Here is a 16375-nt window from a genome sequence, read left to right as displayed (position 1 = left end):
GTGGGGTATTTTTGTACCTCACCAACTCGCAATCTGCTGTAATAGAAGCAGGGGACTTAAGAGGGTGTTTGAAAAGTATTTTTCGTAACATCAAAGCCTCGGAAACCTAACCCCCCAGCCCCCCTTCCCTACGAAGGAATGGGGGTTTCAAAGCCTCTCTACTTTGAGGAGAGACTTTCTAGATCCGGTGAAAACTCAGAGTGATTTGCAACCGATCGCTAGTTTGATTGTGAACTATTGTAGATAATTAGGGACTTCTAAGAAATAAATTATCCAATCTTGTGGGGTGGGCAACATGAGCGCCTTTGGCTACTGGGCGCTCGTGTCGCTCACCCCACAATAAATAGTTGGATATTTTTTATTTGTCAGTCCCTTATCTGTTTTCAATCACAGAATTTTCTGACTTTGGCGATGCCTGCGGCGGGCTACGCCTACGCTGAATTCATTATTGATTAGACAAAAGTTGTAATTACTGAGATAAATAATGTTTTGTATACGCAGTATATAGTTGCATTTCCGGCTGATTATAGATAATTACTCTACTAAACCTATAGTATCTAAGTCATTTAACACAGATGCTACAGGTGTAGTTATGGAGTTTTGGATGCAGCATTTATTACTACTTAAATCCAAAGTACTCGAAAATACCCATGACTACTGAGATTAAGATTTGCTAACGTAGTCTTAACATATTGAAAAATTTGCTGATAAAGCTGAGAAAGTAGCAGCCGATACTAATTTTTAGTGTTGGTTCTTTCTCATCTAGAGATGTAGCGTTTTGGTGTGTTAAGAAAATATATTTTTCTTCAGAGGGGGTTATGGTTGTAAATTTGGCCCGTACTACAGCTTCGGCAGAACTTTTGAAGCAAGTATTTCGTAACATTGATGCACATAGTTGTCCAAGGCTATTCAACTTTCACATGCACACTGTCCACTCGGATGGAAGGTTGCAGCCAAGTGCATTGATCGAGCAGGCGATCGCTATTGGGCTAAAAGGGTTAGCCATCACCGATCATCATGGTATTATCGGCTATCAAGCCGCCCTTGCTTGGTTAGAAGATTGGAAGTGGAATAATCCGAATGCAAGCATTCCTCACCTGTGGAGTGGCGTAGAAATCAATGCCAACCTTTTAAATATAGAAGTTCACATTTTGGCTTATGCTTTTGCGACAGAACACCCTAGTATGAAACCCTATCTGCAAAGAAGGGCGGCTACAGGCCAAGAATATCAGGCAAGTAACGTGATTGCCGCTATTCATGAAGCTGGGGGATTAGCAGTTCTGGCTCATCCAGCTCGTTATAAACGATCGCTTTTCGATTTAATTCCAGCTGCGGCGCAAAAGGGCATCGATGGTGTGGAAACTTTCTACGCTTACAATAACCCTAACCCCTGGAAACCCAGCACCTTGGAATCAGAACAAGTGCAAAAGTTAGCTGATGAATACTTTCTTTTCAATACCTGTGGTACTGATAGCCACGGTTTGAGCCTGCTACAACGCTTGTAAAGATGAATCCATTTATTTCTCAACTCTCCTGGTTTAATCTGCCAGGAGGTTATTCTATTTAGGATTTTCGATTATTGATCAAAGGACTATAGTCGATTCTTGGTAGGAATCACAATCATTGAGAAATAGGGTACTTCATCTGGATTAACTTCATCCAAGGGTACGATGCGTTGCTGTGATGTTGATGCCCGCTCAATATATCTTGCTCGTGATGCTAACCCTAATTTATGTAGGATATCTCGTACTTTAGTAAAGTGACGACCTAGTTTCATAATTGCTGCTGCATCGGTCATCAGCAGATGTGTAGTCAGTTCTTCTGCTGGTAATGGCGCTGGTAAGACGGTGAGAATATCGGTGTAGTAGGTGAAAGGTACACCCAAAGCTACCGGACAAGCCATCAGCGAGGAAACTCCAGGGACAACTTCTGTTTCGTACTGGTCGCATAACCGCGTGAACAAGTACATAAATGAGCCATAGAAAAATGGATCGCCCTCACATAGCACCACGACATCTCGACCGGCTGCTAAATGGTCGGCGATTGGTTGAATTTCCTGGTCATAAATAGACTTTGCTTTTTCTGGTTCTAAAGCGCGGGGAAGGTGAAATAATACCTCGATTTGATTGCCAGGAAGATACTGCGCGACGATCGCTCTAGCAATACTTTCTTTATCTGTGGCTGATTGATAGGCTACCACAGGAGCCGCACGTAATAGCCGCAGTGCCTTCAGAGTCAATAGTTCTGGATCGCCTGGGCCGACACCAATTCCATAGAGACGACCTTTGGGTTGCATATTCATTCTTCCTCCGTTGCCAGGGCGTTAACTGCTGCTGCCGCGATCGCACTTCCACCGCGCCGACCGTGTAAGGTTAAAAATGGTACATTTCTGCTGTCTGCTGCCAATGCTGCTTTCGATTCTGCTGCACCGACAAACCCCACTGGAAAGCCCAAGATAATCGCAGGTTTGTTAGCTCCTGCATCAAGCATTTCTAACAGTCTGAACAGGGCTGTGGGCGCATTGCCAATTGCGATTACTGAGCCTTCTAAGTGCGATCGCCATAATTCTAAAGCTGCTGCCGACCTTGTAGTACCCATACTTTGGGCAAATTCTGGCACTTCTGGCTCGTTGAGGGTACAGATAACTTGATTGTTTGCAGACAACCGCCGCCTGGTAACGCCATCGGCAACCATTCGGCAATCGCAGAGAATTGGCGCTCCTGCTGCCAGTGCTGCCCTTGCAGATTGTACTGCTGTTGGTGAATATCCCAAGTCAGTGACAATATCCGTCATCCCACAGGCATGAATTAGACGCACAGCAACTTTTGCTACATCCGGTGGCAATACATCTAAGTTCGCTTCTGACCGGATGATTGCAAAGGAATTACGGTAAATTTCGTTGGCATCTCGGATATAGTTAGACATGAAATTTAGGATTTTAGATTTTAGATTGATTTGTTAGTTATGTATAGATACTTCTTTTTCAATGGAAGAATACCTAATTTAATTAACCGCAGAGGCGCAGAGAAGCCAGTGCGTTGGGCGGGTTCCCCGACTTGAAGCAACTGGCGCGACACAGAGTCAGAGAAAGGGAGGAATCAATTATCTGTATTTATCTGTAGTTCCATTTTCTAAGTATTTATTAAATAACTGCTGTAATTGTGCTGGTGGATATCGATTAGCAAATTCCCCAAAGGATTCATCAGAATTTAAGCGTTGAATTTTATATACATATAGCATCCGCTCTATTAATGCAGGTAGTTCGGCAAAAGTTACATATTTATATAGTTCGCGTCCGAATTTATATTTGCTGTCACCAACATAAATGTGATATCCCTCTACAGTTTCATTGTCAGCTTCAATGCTGACACCAAGCAGAGTAATATCACTCTTGCTATGTTGGGCGCAAGATTTTTCGCAGCCGCTAAAGTGGATATTAACTGGGTAATCGAGAGTAACGCAAGTTTCAAGATACTCTGCTAATCTCAACGCATGACTTTTGGTATCCGTAGCAGAAGCGGCGCAACCCTTTTTTCCAGAACAGGCAACTAATGCACTCTTGATGTTGGTTGCAGAGGAATCTAATCCTAAGAAAGCAATTTCACTTTGGACATCAGCAACCCATTGCCGAGGAATATCTGTAAGGAGCAGATTTTGCCAAGGGGTTAGCCTGAGAGTTCCACTACCGTATTTTGCTGCTAAATCTGCTAAACCCAGCATCTGTCTACTTTCCAATCGGCCCAGGGGCAAGACGACACCAATGTAAAATAAGCCTTGCTGACGTTGGGGATGGATGCCAATATGCTGATATTTCTCCCCCAGCAAGGTAAGGGGGAGTAGGTCTTTTCTTATTTCACCGCATAAAAGAGAAAAAGGTAGACGCTGTTGAACTTCCTGAAGATAATTTTCGCAACCCAAAGTATTTAATAACTCTCTCAGACGTAGCCGCCGTTTACTCGGAGTATGACTATAAGCTAGATAGACATCCGCCAAAGCTGCTAAGACGGGCAAACATTCCTCTGTTGGTAACAAAATTCCCGTATCGCTCGGCGGTTTACCCTTCTCGCCGACACTGAGATAGAGGCGAAAGTAAACATTATCGTTAACTAAGACAGCAGCAAAAGCGATATCATTCAAGCGATCGCCTACCTGAATTATCCCACCACCATCAAAGCAAACGCTAAATTTTGCCGACAGTCCCGAAAGCGCCGGATGTGCTGCAATATAATCATCCCAACCTTGCACAAAAGGGCGAGTGTCGATTAATTCCTGGGGATCGATACCAGCAGTCGGACTGGTCATAATATTGCGGATTTGGTCTACAACAGTATTGTCAGAACCCAATCCCATATTTTGTAGGTACTTCAGAACCTCAGCATTTATCCCCGTGCGAATCTCACGGACTTGTAGATTAGCTCGATTAGTCACATCTATATAGCCTCCACCGTGCTGTTCTGCTATATCTGCGATCGCACGGCACTGCTGACTACTAATAATTCCACCTGGTATTCTAACGCGAGATAATATACCATCTGCGGCAGGAGTAGGATAAAACAAGCCAGGGCAAGTGGCAAATCCAGAAAGCAAACTTAGAACTCCTTCCCTGTGCAACGCAGGGAGTAGACGGTGAGTGTGTCTTGAGGACATCCTAAGAGTTGGCATTCTGACTTGGGCGATCCCATCACAGCTGCGGCACAGTCCCGGAATTTCACCGGAGTTTCCCAACTCTCAGTTTTAGTAATTTAGACTTTGTTTAGGTTATAGATTTTAACCAGACATCATCCGGATAATCATCTTACCATTACTATAGCCAGAAATTTTAACTGAGCTTATCCACTACCGATCGAAAGATATATGGCTCAGGCAGGAATGCTTGAGCCTTTTTGCTGCAAAACTTGCTTTAGAAAAAGTTAGCCGGTCTAAGTTGAGGTTTTTTCAGACTTATGCTTTTTTGAATTTTGAATTGCTTATACAGGCTGTGGTTTGAGTAAATCTGTGTTGGTAACAAATTCACTGAATGTACTTGCAACCTGCTGCGGTAATGCAATCGCCGGAGTTTGTAACGGCAACCTGGGAAATAATAATTCTGCGACTCGATAGGCTTCTTCGAGATGGGGATACCCTGAGAAAACGAAGGTATCAATTCCTAAATCGGTATATTCCAACATTCGCGCTGCAACTGTCTCTGGATCTCCGACTAAGGCAGTCCCAGCGCCGCCACGCACTAAGCCAACACCTGCCCATAAGTTGGGGCTAATTTCTAAGTTTTCGCGTTTGCCATTGTGCAGTTGTGCCATGCGGCGTTGCCCTTCTGATTCAGACTGAGTAAATCGCTGATGTGCAGCTGCTATGGTTTCATCATCGACATACTGAATCAGTTCATTAGCTGCATCCCAAGCCTTTTGCGTAGTTTCGCGGACTATGACGTGCATCCGAATCCCAAAGCGTACCGTTCTACCTTGTTCTGCTGCTAATTGGCGTACCTTTGCAATCTTTTGGGCAACTTTATCTGGTGGTTCACCCCAAGTTAAATACACATCAATGTGTTTGGCAGCAACTTGGAGAGCAGCATCTGAAGAACCACCAAAATATAAGGTGGGATAAGGCTTTTGTACGGGAGGAAATTGGAGTTTTGCGCCTTGAACTTGCAAGTGGCGACCACTATAGCTTACTTCTTCACCTTGCATTAGCGATCGCCAAATTGTCAAAAACTCATCCGTGAGTTCATAACGCTGATCGTGATCTAAGAAAATCCCATCTTTTGCAAGTTCTTTTGTGTCGCCACCAGTGACAACATTCAGAATAATTCGACCATTAGAAATCTGGTCAAAAGTAGCAGCCATTCTAACTGCTAAAGAAGGCGACATAATTGCTGGACGAAAGGCTACAAGAAACCGTAAGCGTTCTGTAACTGAAATTAATGAAGTAGCTACAATCCAAGTATCTTGTTTTTGTCCAGTACCAATCAACATCCCGCCATAGCCCAATTTATCAACAGCTTGAGCTATTTGCTGCATATAGGGATAAGTGGCTGGTCGCCTGCCGATTGTAGTACCTAAATAACGCTCATCTCCCTGTGTCGGCAAATACCAAAAAACTTCCATTTTCCTATCTCCTGGCGCTATTTCTGGCTAATGGTTTCCGGTGTGATGGCTGCATATTGTTCGCTAGTCAGCATCGCTTCTTTAATATTAATTGGCTTAGGTATCACTTTTTCTTTGGCAAACAAATCTGCAATCTTCTGTTTTGAAAAACTACTTTTTTACCTTTGAGATCGGCTAAAGTCCGAATCGGTGAATTATTTTGGACGATAATTCCGCTTCCTTTACCAGTACTGGGTTTATTACTAGCAACATTAAACTAAAGATGTACCAGCCGCTTGGGCAAATATCGGGGGAGTCTCGCCTACAGAGCCAATATCAGCTCTACCCACATTCATCGCTTCCATCAGTTGTGGCCCGGCGGCAAATTGTGCCCATCCCACGGAAACACCTAAAGGCTTTAGACGTTTTTCTATCAATCTTTTAAGTCTGACAATATCCCCAGAACTTTGATACCCCATGCGGACAACTTTGGTTTTCAAACCAGTGGTTTGATTTTCTGAATTTGGGGTTTGGACTGAGCAACTGATTAAGGTTGTTGAGATTGTTAATAATCCAGGTAAAAGGAATAGTGAAAAACGTTGGAAAAATTGAACTCGTGGCTGTTTGAAGGCGGGAATCATGAACGTGATACTTTGTTTTTTATTTGCTTTTGACTTATTTGACTAATATTTGCCTATGTTCGGTCGTAGAGGCGCACAGATGTGCCCCTCTAATGTTGTATTGCTCCTAACCTAAAGATTTAGACTTTTTGAAGCTGAAGGTTCTTTTGGAACAGTTCTTGAACATTTTTCCAAGCATCGGCGGCAGCTTCGGCATTGTAGCTGGCGCGATGATTGCAGAAAAAGCCATGTCCTGCACCGGGATAACGGAAGATAGCATGAGTAATCTGATTTTTCTTCAATTCAGCCTCAATCTGTTCTGTATGTTCTAAGGGGATTCCCCCATCGTCAAGACCAAAGAAGGCGTAAATGGGGCCTTTAATCTCTGAAGTGCGGGTGATGGTTGGTTCTCCACCGCCGGGAGTTGAGTTGGGAATACCGCCACCATAGAAGGAAGCTGTAACTTTAATATCTGGTAAAGTGGCAGCTAGATAAACTACGTGACCACCAAAGCAGAAACCAATAGAACCGATCGCATCTCCTTGCACATTTGGTAAGGTTCTTAAATAGGCGATCGCAGCCTTAATATCACTCAATATTTCCTCTGCTGTTGTCTGCTCCTTATATCCTCTCCCTTGCTGAACATCTTCAGGGGTGTATCCACCCTCGTAACCGGGGGCGGTGCGTTGAAATAAAGTCGGGGCGTAGGCGTAGCCCGTCGAAGACATCGCCACATACCCCTCTTTGGCAAATTTCTCAGCAACTTCCCGAATGTGAATATTAACTCCAAAAATTTCCTGAATCACAATAACGGCTGGGAAGGTTCCCTTTTGGGCTGGTTCAGCTAAGTAAGCATCAATTTGCAAATCTCCGTTGGGGACTTTAACTCGAGCAGTGCGAATTTCTGTGTTTGTCATCTTAGGATTAGCCTGTAATTGCTTTCAGGACGCGATGTTTTATGGTAATTTTTGTAGAATACTACTTAAAATGTATCGGTTTATCGTATTTTGAGGTTAGTATTTCACAAATAATGTGCAAAGGCAAGTCCTTTGATTTAAAGATGTAGATGAATATAAGACCATACCAAGAATCTGATGCTGAATTAGTTAGTGCTTTGTGGGATGAGGTGTTTCCTAATAATCCGTCGCACAGCAGCCCAAAATTGGTAATCAGTCAGAAGCTTGCTGTACAGCCTGAGTTATTTTTCGTTACTGAGATTAACTCTGTAATTGTAGGCACTATCATGGCAGGATATGACGGGCATCGCGGTTGGCTATACACAGTTGCGGTTAGTCCTCAGTATCAACAACAGGGTATTGGTAGCAACCTAGTGCAGCACGCAGAGAAGGAATTGATAGCGATAGGATGCCTCAAAATCAATCTCCAAGTTCGTATCTCCAACGCAGAAGTAGTTGAGTTTTATAAAAAACTTGGCTATCTCGTAGAAGAACGCATCAGTATGGGAAAGCTTGTCGTATAGATGTTTGGTGAGTCGGAACAGAAAAACTTTAGAAATACGCCAGTATTACGGCAAAAGGTGATTATAGCGCTACCAAATTTAACCCAAATTAGGAAAAAAATTTATGAAGCTTAAGCTTAATGCAGTTCATCATATTCAAGTAACCTATCCTTTTGAAGTGGAGGAAGCAATACTATTTTTCTACAGCGAAGTTTTGGGACTGACTGAAATTGCCAGACCTGATATCATCAAAAATGATTCAGGAGCATGGTACAAGTTGGGAGACATTGAACTGCACGTTAGTAGAGAGAAAAACGCCAATAACCAAGCATCTAGACGGCATTTTTGTTTCCAAGTTGATAACTTGAACGCCTTTGAAGAACACCTAAAAGAGCATGGGATAGAAATTATTCCCGATCAACGACCAGTTCCAGGATGCGTGCGGTTTTTCCTCCGAGATCCCGGCGGGAATCGTATAGAGATTGCAGAGTTTGTTTTGTCAACAACCATCAAGTAATTATCAATAAAAAATCGATTTTGTAGCCTGAAACCCTTACTGTGGAAACAATCGACACCAGCCAACGAAGTTTTGCGATTTTCAAGGTTATGGCGAGTGGTGTCGATGAGTTCAACACACTTTAAAGAAGTGAATAGCAGTTTTCCTGGGGCTATCAATATTTTGTCAAAACCCTTAATAATTGTGGGCGAGAATGTCGGTAAATTGGAAATCTTAACAATTTTCTCCTGATGTTTCACACGCACCAATACTCACCCAGGTGCTAGAACCATCTTCCCAATGCTCTTTCTTCCATATAGGGGCATTGTGTTTGAGCGTATCAATAGCATATTGGCAAGCTTCAAACGCCTCACGCCGATGAGGAGAACCCACAGCTACTAAAACGCTAATTTCCCCAACTTGCAAACGTCCAACGCGATGATAAATCACGACTCGATTCACATCAGACATAGATAAGCGAATATCAGCAGCAATTTGATAAAATATCCGCAACGCCATCGGTTCATAAGCTTGATACTCTAGAGCAATCACAGGTTTACCATCGGTTTGATTGCGAACCATACCACTCATTACAACCACAGCACCATTGGCTGGATCGTCAGATTTGGCGTAGATTTCTTCTAGGGATAACGGCGCAAAGGTAATGGCAAAACTATCTTCAGCTCTTGGTTTAACAGCAGAGGTAAGTGTGGTTGTCATAACTGCGTTGATATTATATAGGCTTTTTCTATTGTCTCTGAAGAAAGCGTTACTAGTTTATGTTTAGTGTTGCCGATTATTGCTGTAAATCGACTGGCAACAAGTGAACAAGTACCGATCGATAAAACGGCTGAGTATACAGCCTTTTTACCTAAACCTTATACAACGCAAGAATTATTGAAAACCCTACATGCAGTTATTAATGATTAATCTGCATTATCTAGACGATCGCAGTCATATCTACCTTTAATCTCTTGATTGAAAAAGCTGCCAATTGAGTCAGAGGAATGTAAATCTTCCCAAGTATCCTCGTCTACGCCTAAGTACTGATAAACTGCTCCACTTTGAAATTCAACTTGCAAAATCTGTTCGTGGCGATCGTAGCCTACAGCCATAGCCATTGATGAGACAACTGGTAGCATGACAATTGGTTCTTCTTCACAGGGTAATGCAGTCGTTTCGGCAATCGCTTCGTTTAGTTCTTGCAATCCTTCATAAGCTTGTATTGGTGCCGGAATTTCCAAAAACTCTAGTTCGTTACCTCGGTCGAGCAACAACTGCAAATATCCATCAGAGTGAGCGATCGCTACTAAACTGCTCAAGTCTACCTTAGATAGCTTCATTTATTTTGTACTCTCCTATTGGCGTAGTCGGGAGTGGTAAAGTTTTATGTAACATTTAAGCGCTTTTATAGTACATTTATACTATAAAAGCGCTTTGCCGTCAAGTTTTTTCTCCCAAGCGAGAATTTTAAGTGCGCAGAGACGCTTTAGCAAAGCAGCACGAAGTGTTTTTCTCTGACATCCGGCGAAATACTTACGATTCAGTTTAAGTGAATGGGAGTGTTTGAGTCACCTGTCATAGCAATTTCTGCTTTCTTAAGGGAACTCAAGAGGCGAATTTAAAAATTGCATAAATGTCCAACTCGCCTCAGTTCAGTACTTGAAAATTTCAACCAATCTTTTCTGTGTCTAGGCTTAACAAGTCTCTATTGCTGCTCTTTGTGTGACTCAATTAGCTCACCCTTTTGGGTGAGTCATAGATCAACCGATCAGATGACCTGATTGAAGGAAGTTGAGATTAATAATAAAGAGGACTCTATTACTAAGTAACACCGATTGCATTTTATCTAAATATAACTTATGAAACTTGCTACCTTGATAAATTCTGCATTGATTTTTGCTTCTATTACTCTTGTACCTGGAATTGCTGGCGCTCAAACAGCTACTATCAACAACAGTGAAAAAATAGCTGTGAACTCTAACAATTTATCCACGAACTCGACTTCTGCGAATTACCTTCAGCCTTCAAATCTAGTTGCTTTTGCTTATCAAGGAGGTCTGCAACAACATGGTATTCCTAGCGGAGAAGCGCTAATACTTAAAACTCAGAATAGAAATATTCTTGCGAAAGATTTGGTTAAAGCTGCTGTGAATGCAGATAAGTTACCATCACAAGTTTTAAACGATCAAAATTATCTAAGTGCTGTGAATTCAGAACTCAACGTATTGCCAGATTATGCTGCTGCTGATTAATTTGGTTTGTCTTATATCTTTTGAGAAAGCTAAGTTTTTCAGCACGGTATATTCGTGTGATTGTTAACAAGGATAAATAAAATCCTTTTATACAGCGCGATGCTGCGTATATAATATTTGATATTGAAGAAGAATTTCTCGATTTTGACATAAGTTGCATTTATCCTGTCCTAAAGCCGCAGAAAATTGTATAATCGACAGCTTATCGATCAAAATTTCTATAGAGAATGACAGAAGTAATAAGATCCGGGGAAGTAAATAATATTGAGTCCATTGAGTTTGAAGAGCGGTGCTTAGAAAAAGCCAGAGAAACAGGCGATCGCAATCAGGAAGTGATTTCTTTGGGAAGTTTGGGCAATGCTTACCAGTCACTAGGAGAGTACCACCTAGCAATTGAGTTTTATCAACAGTGGTTAGATATAGCTAGAGAAATAGGCGATCGCTTAGAAGAAGCCAAATCTTTATCTGGATTGGGTAACGCTTACCAATCACTAGGCAAATATCAGCGAGCGATTGAATTTTATCACCAGTGGTTGAGTATTACCAGGAAAATAGGCGATCGCACTGGGGAAGGCATAAGCTTAGGAAGTTTGGGCAATACTTATGAATATCTGGGTAAGTACGAACAAGCGATAGAGTTTTACCAACAATGGTTGAGTATAACCAAGAAAACAGGCGATTGGACTGGGGAAGGTCTTTGCCTGGGAAGTTTGGGCAATACTTATGAATCATTGGGATCTTACCAACTAGCAATTGAGTTTTACCAACAATGGTTAGGGCTGGCAAAATTCATCAGCGATCGCAATGGTCAAAGTATGGCCTTAAATGGATTGGGCGGTGCTTATAAGGCTTTAGGAAAGTATCAAAGGGCGTTTGAGTTTTATCAGCGTTCATTAGAGATTAGAAGGGATCTTGATGACCGAAATGAGGAAGCAAACGCCTGGTTTAATTTGGGTTTAGTGTTAGAAAAAATCAATCGAAAATCAGAAGCGATGAATGCCTTTTGCAATGCTCGTGAAATTTATCATGCAATCGGACTCGATGCCAGCCTACAAGATTGTAACCATGCCATTGAGTTTCTTTCTCAAAATGTTGCAACTTTCGCATCTGCCTTCTCGGTTAAGGAAATGGTTAAGTCATTTGTCACAGTCGCTCAAAAATGGTTCTAAATAAAGAGTGCTGAGTTGCGAGTTAAAAGACCCTTTTAATTCACTCAGGATTCACCACCATACTTATTGAATACTGCAACTGAGTTATTGCGATCGAAGGAAAGCACAGAAAACGGGTCTTTTCGATTCCCCATCTCCATCCCAGGAGTGCCTACAGGCATTTGAGGAACAGATAAACCAACAACATTTGGCTTTTCTTGAAGCAGACGTTTGATGTCGTCTGCTGGAACGTGTCCTTCGATAACATATCCATTAACAATTGCTGTGTGGCAAGATGACAAGTTATCCGGCACGTTGTACTTTTGTTTGACTGTTTCGATATCAGGCGTAGAAAAATCTGTGATTTTAAAACCCTGTGCCTTTAAGTGAGCAATCCACCCGCCACAACAGTTACAATCGGGACTGTGATACACAGTAGCATTTAGCACTGTTGATTTTGATGGTGTTTGTTGCTCCTGGATGTGCCTAGTGGTACTTAACAGTTGAGCTTTACCTGCAATAGAAGTGGGAAAAATAGCTTGAGCATGACTCATAGGAGCAGTACTTCCCAAGATGCTCAACACCCCTAATGTTAGAACCACTATTTGCACAGTAGCAGGCATCAAGATGGGAAGTAACCATTTTTGCCAGCAATAAATCAATTGTTTGTGCAACATCTGATACTTCCTAAATACAACATTGCTTCCAAAACACTCTACGCTTACGTTGCGTCCCTCAGTGTTTAAAAACACTACAATTTTACATACAAAGAGATATGAATAAAATTAAATATGCGTTATCCAGAATCTTTGTAGAGACGTAGCAATGCTATGTCTCTACATTCATTTTCACTCATATCTCTAAAAATATACTTTTTTTGTGAAAACAAATGGAGCGATGTCTACGACGGGCTACGCCTACGCTTTTTTTGAGGCGATCGTCCCATAATTCATATTTTGATTCAGGAATGCCTGCCATTTAGATTTATTTCCCCATCTCCTTTCCTACAAGTTTGCTGTTTTGTAAATAGTCTGTATAGCCTTGGATATTTTCTGCTTCAAATGGACGCAGTACGCAAAGCCACCAAAAGAGCCGAGTTGATTGTTTGCTAGCTTGCTTGTTGGGATCAATTAGTCCAAATTCATCAGCACTTAGATAACCATCGCCCAAAATATTGACTTGTGAAGTTGGCAAGCCTGCTTTTTCCAGAGCAGAGTAGGCGGCTTTTGCTTGTATTCGATCTGGTAAAACTGCAACAAGGTAATTCATAAGACCTTGCAGAACTCTTTCCCAATATAAAAGCCAAAATCCCAAATGGTATAACCTATTCTAACTTTTTGTGCCAATGCCCATCGTTGCCTTTTTCGTAATCGCGCTTTACCGCACTCCAAGCAACACGAAAGGCATGTTCTTCTCCCCCATATTCTTCTTGAGCACTGTTAAATGCAGCCCAAAAAATTTCTTGGGCGTGTTTGGGTAAATGGTCTTTGACTGAATCAGGTAAGTCTGCAATTTGTTTGTAAGGCATAAATTTCATTTCCTTGATTAACGTCAGTAAAGCAACTATTGTGTTACTGAAATTTCAAATTTATACTTAAATCAGTTGTTGCACCCGATCTGAGAGGATTGTCAAAGCAATTTTTTTGGTTGAAAGCCACGAGCGATCGCTAAATTCTGCCGCAGTACTTCCAGAGCATCAATCCCACTGACAAGTATAGCGATCGGTAAAGTCATGGCATAGCAAATGGCTTCTTGAGTGCTAATTTTTTCCAACAATTACACGTCTTAAAATAATTCGTAATTGAATTGTTAACTAAAAATTACGAATTACGAATTACGAATTACTTAAAGGCGTAATGTAGTCAGAAAACTAATTGTTTGTGGCTTGAAACTCGATACACTATCCCAATAATCAACCTGGTTAATATTCACCTTTAGCAGAGCAATATCAGGTTCGTCTAGTCCTTTAGGAAACCAAGTTTGAAGCTCTGGCTTCCATAGCTCTCGCATCTTGTTGCGGTCTTTCACAAGTTGTGCTGTACCTGATATAGAAACATATCGCTGCTGTTCGGGTGACGAGAAACTAATATTTACCTGCTCATGGTGTTCAATTTCAGTCACCTTATGGGAACCAGTATAAGTAAAGAACCAGAGTATGCTATCAGAGTTAATCTCACCACTTTTTGACATAGGGTAACTATGCAAACTGCCATCGTCATCGACTGTGGTGAACATACCATAATCGATATCTTTGATTAGTTCACGCAGTTTTTGAATCTGTTGCTCGCGGTCTGTAGGGGTTGCCATTGTTTGTACTTTTTTATGTATTTTTTGTCTGGGCTGTAATTTTTGATTACAACCACGATTTAATGCTGATAAAGTTATTTTTTCAGTATTAACGTTTTTTGTTTAAATTGCGTGAGCCTACAGGTGGAATTATCCTAAAATTAGCTTTTTTAGTTATATCTATAGAGATATTGGTTGAGAGTGACTGTTCTGTGCATACACAACTTTTAGGCATAGTCAGGTTAATTTTGTGCTTATTTCTTTAGACATAAATTTTAGAAATTTTGCACTAAATTCAAACTGTCTCTATAACTTTAGGGTGATAAAGTCATAATTTGGCAGACATACTACAGGGCCGTTGATTATTTGGAACGAAAATTGATTATCAAACCTGATGACGGGGGAAACTCAGAAAATACCATAGACTACCTACGATATTTGCTAACTCACTCTGCCGATCTTGGACTGGGAATGCCTATTTTGGGGCTGCCGCCTCCCTGACTGACGGCAGTAGCGCAATCAGGAACATTTCTAGTCAGAGTCTAGAAACGAGTTTTTAAAGAGGTTTTAGCTTAAATTTTGTAGTTTTATTTATTTTCGCCGACTTATTTACTGAGAAAGTATTCAAGTATTTTAAGAAAGTCAAATGTCATTTTACTTGCGGAAAACACCAAAATGAATAAGTAAAATGACATTTTGAGAAAGCACTTAAGTATTTTAATAAAGTAATTAGGCTTTTTGATAAAGTAATCAGCTAATATAATTAACGATTAAAAATCACGGCTGCACCATAGCTTACCTCCTGTTCGCCTTTGGCCTTCCGTAGAGAAGGGTACAAAGCCGACGCTCAGATATTCTGCAACTGTGAAATTTTATAATATGACACAGCAATAGCGATCGCTCTGGTATTGCTAAATTAACAAAGTAAATGTGGTAAATAAGAGTATCTATTTTTACTTTGCAGTACTCTTTTTATTTATAGCACGCTATGCATATTGGCAAATTTTGTATTTACAACAATCCAAACCGGAATTATTACTAGTTGGATTGTAGAAGATAGTTGTGATAATTTAAACATTAACCACAATTAGAGGTTGAGAATGGCGAGTACATCCAACGTCCAGATTACCATCGCCTTGCAAGAGCCTGATTTAGATGACGATGAACTGCAAGACGAAACGCAGAGACTATTGCAACAGATGCTGCAACTGGATGAAGTGGAAAATGCTAGTCTTTTCCGTGAAGCAGAAGCGCCAGCAGGAAGTAAGTCACTTACAGGACTGGCTGTGGGTTGGCTAACAGCCCAGGTGAATGCCAAGAATATTAAAGCACTGATGGGATTTTTAGGCGATCGCCTTGGCAGCAAAACCATTGAACTAGAAATAGAGGCTAATGGCAAGAAACTGAAAGTCAAAGCCAGCAGCCGGCAAGAGTTAGAAGCAGCAATTGAGGCAGCACAGAAATTCGTAGCAGGATAGAGTATTTCAAATGGTGAAATTAGCATTGCTTAATTGGGGTGAGTGAGTATGAGCCGGGGTTGAACCCGCTACCAGCTGCTGTAAAAGATGTTGAAGCGATGCAGCAAGTGCTGTTACACCCAGAAATGGGCGGCTTTACTGAGACAGATATTATGGTGCTAAAAAATCCCCTGCGCCAAGATATGGAAGAAGCTATCGAAAATCTATTTGCCCATCGTCAAAAAGATGATCTGTTAGTTCTCTTTTTCTCTGGTCATGGCATTAAGGATGACACTGGCAGACTGTTCTTAGCAACCCGCACCACACGCAAAACTCCAAGAGGAGATTTAATTCGCTCATCGGCAGTAGCAGCCAGTGTTGTACATGAAAGCATGAGCCGCAGCCGTTCTAAACGGCAAGTGGTGATTCTCGACAGTTGCTTTAGTGGTGCTTTTGCTGAGGGTTTATCAGCCAAGGACGACGGTATTGTAAATATCCGTGAGCAATTAGGAGGAGAGGGGCGAGCTGTTCTGACTTCATCCAGTTCAACTCAATATTCCTTTGAGTAGCA

Annotated in this window: 19 protein-coding genes, 2 pseudogenes and 1 riboswitch; of the genes and pseudogenes, 8 read left to right on the top strand and 13 right to left on the bottom strand. The window is 41.5% G+C overall.

Annotated features, from left to right (window positions below; all coding sequences use genetic code 11):
• Positions 1-818: 818 nt before the first annotated feature.
• Positions 819-1505 (top strand): PHP domain-containing protein, encoded by a 687-nt coding sequence (locus ACFE93_RS22085; protein WP_375476248.1) that lies wholly within the window; start codon positions 819-821, stop codon positions 1503-1505.
• A gap of 86 nt (positions 1506-1591) precedes the next feature.
• Here the strand turns inward: ACFE93_RS22085 and ACFE93_RS22080 are convergent, their stop codons facing one another.
• From ACFE93_RS22080 to ACFE93_RS22055, 6 genes are all read right to left on the bottom strand, one after another.
• Positions 1592-2296 (bottom strand): precorrin-2 C(20)-methyltransferase, encoded by a 705-nt coding sequence (locus ACFE93_RS22080; RefSeq protein WP_375476246.1) that lies wholly within the window; start codon positions 2294-2296, stop codon positions 1592-1594.
• 2 nt (positions 2297-2298) lie between these two features.
• Entirely contained in the window at positions 2299-2925 is a 627-nt protein-coding gene (locus ACFE93_RS22075; RefSeq protein ID WP_375476244.1) for a precorrin-8X methylmutase, read from the bottom strand.
• Between the two features lie 177 nt (positions 2926-3102).
• Positions 3103-4662 (bottom strand): precorrin-3B synthase, encoded by a 1560-nt coding sequence (cobG, locus tag ACFE93_RS22070; protein WP_375476242.1) that lies wholly within the window; start codon positions 4660-4662, stop codon positions 3103-3105.
• Positions 4636-4767, bottom strand: a riboswitch (cobalamin riboswitch). Its footprint overlaps the gene before it by 27 nt.
• A gap of 200 nt (positions 4768-4967) precedes the next feature.
• Positions 4968-6104 carry an FMNH2-dependent alkanesulfonate monooxygenase gene (gene ssuD, locus ACFE93_RS22065; protein ID WP_375476240.1) on the bottom strand — a complete coding sequence of 379 codons (1137 nt, stop codon included), beginning with the start codon at positions 6102-6104 and terminating at the stop codon, positions 4968-4970.
• Between the two features lie 251 nt (positions 6105-6355).
• Complete coding sequence (locus ACFE93_RS22060; protein ID WP_375476238.1) at positions 6356-6724, bottom strand: hypothetical protein; 369 nt, start codon at positions 6722-6724, stop codon at positions 6356-6358.
• A 119-nt stretch (positions 6725-6843) separates the two neighbouring features.
• Entirely contained in the window at positions 6844-7620 is a 777-nt protein-coding gene (locus ACFE93_RS22055; RefSeq protein WP_375476236.1) for a dienelactone hydrolase family protein, read from the bottom strand.
• Between the two features lie 149 nt (positions 7621-7769).
• On the opposite strand from ACFE93_RS22055, the gene ACFE93_RS22050 reads away from it, so the two are divergent.
• Together ACFE93_RS22050 and ACFE93_RS22045 are read left to right on the top strand one after the other, a co-directional pair.
• On the top strand, positions 7770-8183 hold the full coding sequence (locus ACFE93_RS22050) for a GNAT family acetyltransferase (RefSeq protein WP_375476234.1): 414 nt from the start codon (positions 7770-7772) through the stop codon (positions 8181-8183).
• Between the two features lie 103 nt (positions 8184-8286).
• Positions 8287-8679, top strand: coding sequence for a VOC family protein (locus tag ACFE93_RS22045; RefSeq protein ID WP_375476232.1), 393 nt, complete (start codon positions 8287-8289; stop codon positions 8677-8679).
• 213 nt (positions 8680-8892) lie between these two features.
• On the opposite strand, the gene ACFE93_RS22040 is transcribed toward ACFE93_RS22045, so the two are convergent.
• Both ACFE93_RS22040 and ACFE93_RS22035 read right to left on the bottom strand, forming a co-directional pair.
• Positions 8893-9378 carry a molybdenum cofactor biosynthesis protein MoaE gene (locus tag ACFE93_RS22040; protein ID WP_375476230.1) on the bottom strand — a complete coding sequence of 162 codons (486 nt, stop codon included), beginning with the start codon at positions 9376-9378 and terminating at the stop codon, positions 8893-8895.
• A 206-nt stretch (positions 9379-9584) separates the two neighbouring features.
• Entirely contained in the window at positions 9585-10001 is a 417-nt protein-coding gene (locus ACFE93_RS22035) for a KTSC domain-containing protein (RefSeq protein ID WP_375476228.1), read from the bottom strand.
• A 519-nt stretch (positions 10002-10520) separates the two neighbouring features.
• Between ACFE93_RS22035 and ACFE93_RS22030 the strand changes: the two genes are divergently transcribed.
• A complete protein-coding gene (locus ACFE93_RS22030; protein ID WP_375476226.1) occupies positions 10521-10913 on the top strand; it encodes a hypothetical protein in 393 nt (130 codons plus the stop codon).
• A gap of 227 nt (positions 10914-11140) precedes the next feature.
• The gene (locus ACFE93_RS22025) at positions 11141-12082 is read left to right on the top strand and encodes a tetratricopeptide repeat protein (RefSeq protein ID WP_375476224.1); all 942 of its coding nucleotides are present in this window, start codon (positions 11141-11143) and stop codon (positions 12080-12082) included.
• 44 nt (positions 12083-12126) lie between these two features.
• Here the strand turns inward: ACFE93_RS22025 and ACFE93_RS22020 are convergent, their stop codons facing one another.
• The 5 genes and pseudogenes from ACFE93_RS22020 to ACFE93_RS22000 form a co-directional block, all read right to left on the bottom strand.
• Complete coding sequence (locus ACFE93_RS22020; protein ID WP_375476222.1) at positions 12127-12738, bottom strand: DUF411 domain-containing protein; 612 nt, start codon at positions 12736-12738, stop codon at positions 12127-12129.
• Positions 12739-13138: 400 nt separating this feature from the next.
• Positions 13139-13330, bottom strand: a pseudogene (locus tag ACFE93_RS22015) (hypothetical protein); the annotation flags it as partial.
• 55 nt (positions 13331-13385) lie between these two features.
• Entirely contained in the window at positions 13386-13589 is a 204-nt protein-coding gene (locus tag ACFE93_RS22010) for a ChaB family protein (protein WP_375476220.1), read from the bottom strand.
• Between the two features lie 101 nt (positions 13590-13690).
• Positions 13691-13834 (bottom strand): hypothetical protein, encoded by a 144-nt coding sequence (locus ACFE93_RS22005; RefSeq protein WP_375476218.1) that lies wholly within the window; start codon positions 13832-13834, stop codon positions 13691-13693.
• 72 nt (positions 13835-13906) lie between these two features.
• On the bottom strand, positions 13907-14368 hold the full coding sequence (locus ACFE93_RS22000) for a pyridoxamine 5'-phosphate oxidase family protein (RefSeq protein WP_375476216.1): 462 nt from the start codon (positions 14366-14368) through the stop codon (positions 13907-13909).
• A gap of 318 nt (positions 14369-14686) precedes the next feature.
• On the opposite strand from ACFE93_RS22000, the pseudogene ACFE93_RS21995 reads away from it, so the two are divergent.
• The 3 genes and pseudogenes from ACFE93_RS21995 to ACFE93_RS21985 form a co-directional block, all read left to right on the top strand.
• Positions 14687-14806 (top strand): annotated as a pseudogene (locus ACFE93_RS21995) (IS630 family transposase); the annotation flags it as partial.
• Between the two features lie 641 nt (positions 14807-15447).
• Positions 15448-15825 carry a hypothetical protein gene (locus tag ACFE93_RS21990; RefSeq protein ID WP_375476214.1) on the top strand — a complete coding sequence of 126 codons (378 nt, stop codon included), beginning with the start codon at positions 15448-15450 and terminating at the stop codon, positions 15823-15825.
• A gap of 38 nt (positions 15826-15863) precedes the next feature.
• Entirely contained in the window at positions 15864-16373 is a 510-nt protein-coding gene (locus ACFE93_RS21985; protein ID WP_375476212.1) for a caspase domain-containing protein, read from the top strand.
• The last annotated feature ends 2 nt before the right edge of the window (positions 16374-16375 follow it).

It is taken from the genome of uncultured Nostoc sp., assembly GCF_964247315.1.
Taxonomy (GTDB): Bacteria; Cyanobacteriota; Cyanobacteriia; order Cyanobacteriales; family Nostocaceae; genus Nostoc.
The sequence above is the reverse complement of the archived record's forward strand: the minus strand, read 5'-3'. Positions and strand labels throughout refer to the sequence as shown.

Excerpts from the sequence above, each read along its gene's own strand:
- ACFE93_RS22085 (WP_375476248.1), top strand. The coding sequence starts at position 819 with ATGGTTGTAAATTTGGCCCGTACTACAGCTTCGGCAGAACTTTTGAAG.
- ACFE93_RS22080 (WP_375476246.1), bottom strand. The coding sequence starts at position 2,296 with ATGCAACCCAAAGGTCGTCTCTATGGAATTGGTGTCGGCCCAGGCGAT.
- ACFE93_RS22075 (WP_375476244.1), bottom strand. The coding sequence starts at position 2,925 with ATGTCTAACTATATCCGAGATGCCAACGAAATTTACCGTAATTCCTTT.
- cobG (WP_375476242.1), bottom strand. The coding sequence starts at position 4,662 with ATGCCAACTCTTAGGATGTCCTCAAGACACACTCACCGTCTACTCCCT.
- ssuD (WP_375476240.1), bottom strand. The coding sequence starts at position 6,104 with ATGGAAGTTTTTTGGTATTTGCCGACACAGGGAGATGAGCGTTATTTA.
- ACFE93_RS22060 (WP_375476238.1), bottom strand. The coding sequence starts at position 6,724 with ATGATTCCCGCCTTCAAACAGCCACGAGTTCAATTTTTCCAACGTTTT.
- ACFE93_RS22055 (WP_375476236.1), bottom strand. The coding sequence starts at position 7,620 with ATGACAAACACAGAAATTCGCACTGCTCGAGTTAAAGTCCCCAACGGA.
- ACFE93_RS22050 (WP_375476234.1), top strand. The coding sequence starts at position 7,770 with ATGAATATAAGACCATACCAAGAATCTGATGCTGAATTAGTTAGTGCT.
- ACFE93_RS22045 (WP_375476232.1), top strand. The coding sequence starts at position 8,287 with ATGAAGCTTAAGCTTAATGCAGTTCATCATATTCAAGTAACCTATCCT.
- ACFE93_RS22040 (WP_375476230.1), bottom strand. The coding sequence starts at position 9,378 with ATGACAACCACACTTACCTCTGCTGTTAAACCAAGAGCTGAAGATAGT.
- ACFE93_RS22035 (WP_375476228.1), bottom strand. The coding sequence starts at position 10,001 with ATGAAGCTATCTAAGGTAGACTTGAGCAGTTTAGTAGCGATCGCTCAC.
- ACFE93_RS22030 (WP_375476226.1), top strand. The coding sequence starts at position 10,521 with ATGAAACTTGCTACCTTGATAAATTCTGCATTGATTTTTGCTTCTATT.
- ACFE93_RS22025 (WP_375476224.1), top strand. The coding sequence starts at position 11,141 with ATGACAGAAGTAATAAGATCCGGGGAAGTAAATAATATTGAGTCCATT.
- ACFE93_RS22020 (WP_375476222.1), bottom strand. The coding sequence starts at position 12,738 with ATGTTGCACAAACAATTGATTTATTGCTGGCAAAAATGGTTACTTCCC.
- ACFE93_RS22010 (WP_375476220.1), bottom strand. The coding sequence starts at position 13,589 with ATGCCTTACAAACAAATTGCAGACTTACCTGATTCAGTCAAAGACCAT.
- ACFE93_RS22000 (WP_375476216.1), bottom strand. The coding sequence starts at position 14,368 with ATGGCAACCCCTACAGACCGCGAGCAACAGATTCAAAAACTGCGTGAA.
- ACFE93_RS21990 (WP_375476214.1), top strand. The coding sequence starts at position 15,448 with ATGGCGAGTACATCCAACGTCCAGATTACCATCGCCTTGCAAGAGCCT.